Source organism: Methylobacterium sp. Leaf89, from assembly GCF_001422215.1.
In the GTDB taxonomy this organism is placed as follows: domain Bacteria; phylum Pseudomonadota; class Alphaproteobacteria; order Rhizobiales; family Beijerinckiaceae; genus Methylobacterium.
This window is the reverse complement of sequence record NZ_LMML01000029.1, coordinates 226,302-231,439: the sequence shown is the minus strand read 5'-3', so window position 1 is coordinate 231,439 and position 5,138 is coordinate 226,302. Positions and strand designations below refer to the sequence as shown.

General features: G+C 70.3%; 2 protein-coding genes and 1 pseudogene. All 3 read right to left on the bottom strand.

Going from position 1 to position 5,138, the window contains the following annotated elements:
• Window positions 1-472, bottom strand: a pseudogene (locus ASF18_RS24835) (Plug domain-containing protein); the annotation flags it as partial.
• A gap of 571 nt (window positions 473-1,043) precedes the next feature.
• Window positions 1,044-2,420, bottom strand: coding sequence for a PepSY domain-containing protein (locus tag ASF18_RS16490; RefSeq protein WP_056353128.1), 1,377 nt, complete (start codon window positions 2,418-2,420; stop codon window positions 1,044-1,046).
• A 483-nt stretch (window positions 2,421-2,903) separates the two neighbouring features.
• Window positions 2,904-5,072 (bottom strand): TonB-dependent receptor, encoded by a 2,169-nt coding sequence (locus tag ASF18_RS16480; RefSeq protein ID WP_082487652.1) that lies wholly within the window; start codon window positions 5,070-5,072, stop codon window positions 2,904-2,906.
• Window positions 5,073-5,138: the final 66 nt, after the last annotated feature.

Sequence of the window (5,138 nt, the reverse complement as noted above, 5' to 3'; positions counted from 1 at the left end):
CGCCGCCGGTGGCGTAGTTGCCGAAGAGCGCTGATTGCGGACCGCGGAACACGTCGATGCGGCTGTAGGCGCGCGGATCGACGAGGTCGAAGCGTGAGGCGCCGTCCGGCTGGGTCAGGATGAAGCCGTCCTCCAGCACGACCGTATTCTTGATCACGCCGGTGGAGCGGGCATTGTTGCCCCGGATGGAGATCACCACGTCGCGCCCGCCATTGCCCTGGCGCACGGTCACGCCGGGGCTGTTGGCCAGAACCGACCCGATGCTGGTGGCCGGACGGTTCTCGATGATGCCGTCTCGCCCGAGGCTGGTGACGACCTCGCCGACGGGGCGGTCGATGGGTGTCGGTGCGGCGGCGGCGGCGGCGGGCGAGAGGGCAGTCCGACCCCGCCCCTGTCCGGCGCCACCGCCCTGGCCCTCGACGGAGAGCTCTTCCAGGGTCACGGCCTGACCGGCGGTCTGGGCCTGCGCCATCGCGATCGCGAGCGGGCTTGCGCCGAGAAGGATCGCCAGGGCGCGCATGGGCCGGCGGGCGCTTGGGTACGGGAACATGGGGAAAGCTCGACGGATCGGGGAGGACGCTGCGCAGGCACGCTGCGGTGAGGAAGGGTGGTTCGGCGATCAGACGAGGTGAGGCGGAGCCCGGGGCTGCCCCAGGCAACGGGACGGAGGCCGTGTGCGCGTGGGAGGGGGGATCGGCCACGATACCGGATGCCAGTGCACGCTCCGTATGGCGGCCGGGCCCGATGGCAGCGTGGGGAGGGCGACCCCTGCACAGCACAACTGGCACAGGGCGCATTCCGGGTGTGCCGGGGCGGGCACCCCCACGTTCGAATGGACCTCCTCGCCCCCATCGACCGCAGGGCCGCAGAGAATGGGATTGCGCAGTGGATCGGACATCGCCGCGAGCATGCGCAGGGGCGCAGCCGGCGCGAGCGCCTGTGTCCAGAGCGCGAGCGCGATCAGGACGACGCCGAGGATGCCGCGGCGGCCGATCAGCAGGGGAAGGATGGGGTGCACGGGAACGCCGCCCGTTTCGGCTGCCTCAGGTCCTCGCCTGGGTTCGCAGCGCCTGCAGGCCGAGGTCGAGCAGCAGCATGCCGAGGATGACGAGCCCGGTCAGGGGGAACAGGGCCCCGAGGACGAGGACGATCAGGGTCACGCCGGCCGCGACACGCCGGTCGCGTGGCCACGGTGGTACGCCGAGGCGACCGGCGGGGCGCCGCTTCCACCACATCGTCGCGGCGGTCACGGCGAGCAGGATGGTCGCCAGGCAGAAGGCCAGCATCGCGAACTGATTGGCTCGACCCCAGTGCTCGCCCTTGTGGAGGCCGATGCCGTACTGGATGGCGCGGGCGACCCCGCCAAGGTCCGCGAACCGGACGTCGACTAGCGGCGTGCCGGTGTACTGGTCGAGGGAGATCATCCGCTGCCCCGTCACGTCCTTCGGGTAGGCGGCCGCGGCGTAGACGCCGGTCTCCCCCGACGGCAAGGAGACCTCGAAGCCGCGCGGCATCCCGAGGGCTCGCAGGATGTCGACGGCGCGCGCGAGCCCGATGGTGGGGGTGGCGGCCGGCTGCGAGGTCGGAAGCGGAGCGTCCTCCATAGCCCATCCGGTGGTGGTGAGCATCTCTCGCATGGGCACGGTCGAGACGGGCTTGTTGGCCCAGAGGGCGCTGGGCTGCCCGACGCCGGCCGCGTTGGACCAGCTGCGCAGGTGCTGGCCCCACCAGGCAGACCAGGGCAGCCCGGTCAGGGCGAGGAAGAAGATTCCGGCCCCGGCGACCAGACCGGTGCCGGCGTGCAGGTCGCGCCACCACACGCGCCTGCGGGGCGTGCCGCGGAGACGCACGACCCCGCCGCCCTGCTGGCGCGGCCACCAGAGATAGAGGCCCGTCAGAACCAGGATGATCGTGAACCCGGCCACGACCTCGATGAGTCCGTTGGCCACCGGTCCGAAGTAGGCGAGGCTGTGCAGGCCTCGCACCACCATCATGAACTCGTTGTCCCGGGCGACCCGATCCAGCACCGAGCCGTCGTATGGGTTGAGGTAGACCAGGATCCTGCGGGATCCCTCGGCCATCGTCACGACCGCGGAGGCGGACGGATCGGCGGGCTCGGTCAACGAGACCGGTACGGCGGTCGGCACGGCCTCGGAGGCGTTGAAAAGCAGGAGGTCCACACCCACGGGCGGGCTCGCCTGCACGGCGACCCTTGTCCGGTACGCGAACAGGGTCGCGTTGACCTCGTCCTTGAACAGGTAGAGCGAGCCGGTGACCGAGAGCAGGATCAGGACGGGCAGGCAGAGCAGGCCGGCGTAGAAGTGCCAGCGCCAGACGGCGCGATAGACGGCATCCTGCATCGGGTGGGCAGAAACGACGGCGCGGAAGGCTGTCGCGTCACCCTGGAGGGACTGAGACATGGTTGGGGGTCCGGCACGGAGCGATCTGGGACAAACGGATCGATCAGGCGGTCGGCGGACCTCGGGGACTGACGGATGGATCGGGCGGCGCCCGTGCGGTTCCCGGGTCTCCGGTCCGCCAGGCGCGGAGCACCGCATCACCGGGCGACCAGCGCACAGCGATGAAGGCGAGGACCAGAACGGGCACCATGACGGCTTGCACCAGGGTGCAGCACGAATGCCGACAGGGCAGTGCCGCGTCCGCCGGAGCGTCCGTTCCGGCGTGTTCGGCACAGATGATGGTGTTGAAGCTCAGCTGGGGCACGGGCGCCATGGAACCCAGCAACGCCTGCAGGCAAAGCGCGTAGAGGACGGTCAGGGCGATGACCGCACGGCAGAATCCCCAATCTGGCCGCCAAGCACGCATGACAGCCGCGTAAGCTGTGGTTCCACGCTTCGTCAACATGGCAAAGTCATCTCACAGACTTTCACCCGGCATGTGACCTAGAACCGCCCCGCCAGGGTCAGGCGTACCGCCGTCGGCTCGACGGGGTGGAAGTGCCGGTCCGCGACGCCGTCCGCCGCCTCGCCGGGCAAACGGGAGGTGTAGAAGTAGGTGATCTGGTCGGCCTGGGCGTTGGTCAGGTTCAACACGTCGAGGGACAGGCTGATTCCGTTGTCGAAGTTGTAGCCGACCCGCCCGTTGACCAGCGCCGTCGGGCGCGAGCGCACCGAATTGTCCTCGATCAGCGGCCGCGGCCCGAAGTAGCGCAGGCGCATCGCTCCGAACCAGCCCGGCCCCTCGCCGAAGGTGAAACCGGCCGAGGCAATGGTGGTGGGCGCCTCCGGGACCCGGTTGCCGACGGGGTCGCGGTCCGCGAAGCGGGCATTCGTCACCGTCAGGTCCCCCTCCAGGGAGAGCCAGGGCGTCACCGCGTAGCGGTTGGTCCACTCGACGCCGAAGCGGCGGGTGGGACGGCTCGGCTCGGTGGTGCCGCTGTCGCCCTGGAACAGGTTCTCGGAGGCGAAGTCGAGCTGGAACAGCGTCACCGCCGTCTCCAGCCCGGCGAGGCTGCGGTTGCGCAGGCCGATCTCCGAGCCCGTCGAGGGCACGAGGAAGGGCGAGCGGCTGATGTTGAAGAGCGGGCTCGCCGGATCCACCGTGGCGGTGACGCCGCGGGCATCGTTCGAGTGGAAGCCGCCCCCGTAGTTCACGAACACCTCGGTGTCGAACCAGGGTCCCAGCACGAGGCCGAGCTTCGGGTTGACGATCCCGTCCCGGGCCGTGCCGGAATTGGCCGGCGTGTCCGAGCGGACATCGGCGGAGAACCCGTCGGCGCGCACGCCGACGCTGGTGCGCAGCCAGTCGGTCCAGCGCATCCGGCTCTCGACGTAGAGGGCCGCGCTCGCCTCCAGCACCCGGTCATCGAGCACGGTCGAGCGGGTTTGCCGCGCCGTGGTGTTGAACAGGCCGACCCGGATGGCGTCGGTGCGGGTCTGGAGGCCGATCTCGTTCTCCACGGCCAAGCCGAACAGGGTGCCCTCGACGGTGTGGCTGACCTCGCCGCCGCCGAGCACCCGGCTGTCGCGCTGGCGGAACTGGTCGCCGTTCACCGGGTCGTTGAGGAAGTAGGTGAAGTCGTTGAACAGGTTCATGCCGTAGCGGATGACGTAGCCGCTCGCCCGGGTGATGCCGGCGTCGGTCGTGCGGCTCCAGCGGCCCGAGAGGGAGTAGCGGCCGGTGTCGCCACCGTCCGTGGGATTCAGGGAGCCGAAGCGGCCGATGATCCCCTCCGCAACGGCGCGCTCCGGGATCTGGTTGGTGGCGTTCCACTTGGCCCAGTAGGCCATGCCGGTCAGCGCGAAGCCGTCGAGGGCCGTGCCCTGGCTGTAGCGGACGACGGCGTTCAGCTTGGCGAGGCGGTCGGGCACGTCCCAGGGGCCGTCATAGGTCTGGGCCTCGCCGGCCACGAGCAGGTGGCCTTCGCCGAGGGGCGCGGAGGCGATGCTGAGGGCGCGCTTGTAGCCGAAGCTGCCGAGCGACGTCAGCGCGAGGTTGCGCGCGACCGTGTCGAGATAGTCGATCCGCACCGAGCCGGCAGAGGCGAAGTCGCCGTCGCGGACGAAGTAGGGTCCTTTGTGGAATTCGACCGCGCCGACGAGTTCCGGGATCAGGAAATTCAGGTCGGCATAGCCCTGGCCGTGAGCGTGGGTGCGCATGTTCACCGGCATGCCGTCCACGTGAAGCGCGATGTCGGTGCCGTGGTCGAGGTTGAACCCGCGCAGGAAGAACTGGTTGGCCTTCCCCTCCCCGGAATGCTGGGTGACGATGAGGCCGGGCACGCTCTCGAGCGCCTCGCCGGGCCGGGTGATCGGCCGGCTGTTGAGTGCCGCCCCCGAGATCACGCCGGCGCTCGCCGCATCGACGCTGCGGAGGCCGCCGCCGATACCGGTGACGCCGCCGACGAATCCCGCATGGGCGGCTGGCCCGCGGCCACCGCTGGCCGGGGCCTCGGCGGTCACGGACAATTCGGCGAGGTCCGCCTGCGCAGTCTCGGCGAACGCGTCCGGAATCCCGGCGCCGTAGGGCAGGAAACCGGCGCAGGCGCCGAGGAGCCAGGATCGGCCGGTGGGCCGTGAACGGGGAAACGAGCGAAAACGGGAGGACGACATGGGACCTCGGGCGACGTCTGTGGCACGTCACCGCGAACGAGGCCGGCCCGGATGCCGCACGGCATC

Coding starts and splice junctions, on each gene's coding strand:
- ASF18_RS16490 (WP_056353128.1), bottom strand. CDS start 2,420: ATGTCTCAGTCCCTCCAGGGTGACGCGACAGCCTTCCGCGCCGTCGTT.
- ASF18_RS16480 (WP_082487652.1), bottom strand. CDS start 5,072: ATGTCGTCCTCCCGTTTTCGCTCGTTTCCCCGTTCACGGCCCACCGGC.